Source organism: Pelomonas sp. KK5 (assembly GCF_001984095.1).
Taxonomy (GTDB): Bacteria; Pseudomonadota; Gammaproteobacteria; order Burkholderiales; family Burkholderiaceae_C; genus KK5.
In genome coordinates this window covers 1-1,426 of record NZ_LYVQ01000473.1, presented here as the reverse complement: position 1 = coordinate 1,426, position 1,426 = coordinate 1, and the positions used below count along the sequence as shown (strand labels likewise).

Here is a 1,426-nt window from a genome sequence, read left to right as displayed (position 1 = left end):
CAGATCAATGTCTACACGCTGGCCGACAACTTCGCCTCGCTGACCGCCGATCCGACCTCCGGCACCACCTTCACCCAGTACGGCATCACCTCCTTCCAAGTGCAGTACTGGACCGGCAGCGCCTGGCTGGACGTACCCGGCGGCAACGTCACCGGCAACAATCTGGTGCTGCGCAGCTTCGCGTTCCCGGCCATCAGCACCGACCGGATCCGCGTGCTGGTCAACGGCGCGCTGTACTACAACAGCCGCATCGTCGAGCTGGAAGCCTGGAGTACTGGCGCCACGTCGACCAACGCGGCCCCGAGCGTGTCGATCACCGCGCCGGCCAACGGCACCAGCTACACCGCGCCGGCCAGCATCACCGTGACCGCCAGCGCCGCTGACAGCGACGGCACCGTCGCCAGCGTGGACTTCTATGCCGGCGCCACCAAGATCGGCACCGCCACCAGCGCCCCCTACAGCATCAGCTGGAGCGGCATGGCCGCGGGCACCTACAGCCTCACGGCCGTGGCCACCGACAACCTCGGCGCCACCACCACCTCGGCTGCCGTCGCCGTCACGGTCAATGCCCTGGCCAACAGTGCGCCCACGGTGAACCTCTCGGCGCCCAACGGCACCAGCTACACCGCGCCAGCCACGATCGCGCTAAGCGCGACCGCCGCCGACAGCGATGGCACGATCGCCAAGGTCGAGTTCTATGCCGGGGCCACCAAGATCGGCACCGCCACCAGCGCGCCCTACACGATGAGCTGGGCCAGCGTGGCTGCCGGCAGCTACTCCATCACCGCGGTGGCCACCGACAACCTCGGCGCCACGGCGACCTCCACGCCGGTTACCGTCACCGTCAATGCGCCGGCCAACAGTGCACCCACGGTGAGCCTCTCGGCGCCCAACGGCACGAGCTATACCTCGCCGGCCACGATCGCGCTGAGCGCCACCGCCGCCGACAGCGACGGCACGATCGCCAAGGTCGAGTTCTACCTGGGCGCCACCAAGCTGGCCACCGTCACCAGCGCCCCCTACTCCTTCAGCTGGACCAACGTGGCCGCCGGCAGCTACACGCTCACCGCCGTGGCCACCGACAACCTCGGCGCCAGCACCACCTCCGCATCCGTCACGGTGACCGTCACGGACGTCACCGTGCCGACCGGCGGGGTCAACGTCGCGCTCGCCGCCAACGGCGGTGTCGCCTCGGCCTCGTCCACGGTCAATTCATCCTATGCCGTCAGTGCGATCAACGACGGTGAGCGCCGCGGCAACAACTGGGGCAAGGGCGGCACCGGCAGCGGCTGGAATGACGGTACCTCCGGCACCTATCCCGACTGGGTGCAGATCACCTTCTCCGGCGTCCAGTCGATCAGCCAGATCAATGTCTACACGCTGGCCGACAACTTCGCCTCGCTGACCGCCGATCCGACCTCCGGCA

At 68.5% G+C, this 1,426-nt stretch carries 1 protein-coding gene; it reads left to right on the top strand.

What is annotated here, in order from left to right; genetic code table 11:
• On the top strand, nucleotides 1-1,426 hold a 1,426-nt coding region (locus tag B0W88_RS34115; RefSeq protein ID WP_198938009.1), incomplete at both ends, for an Ig-like domain-containing protein.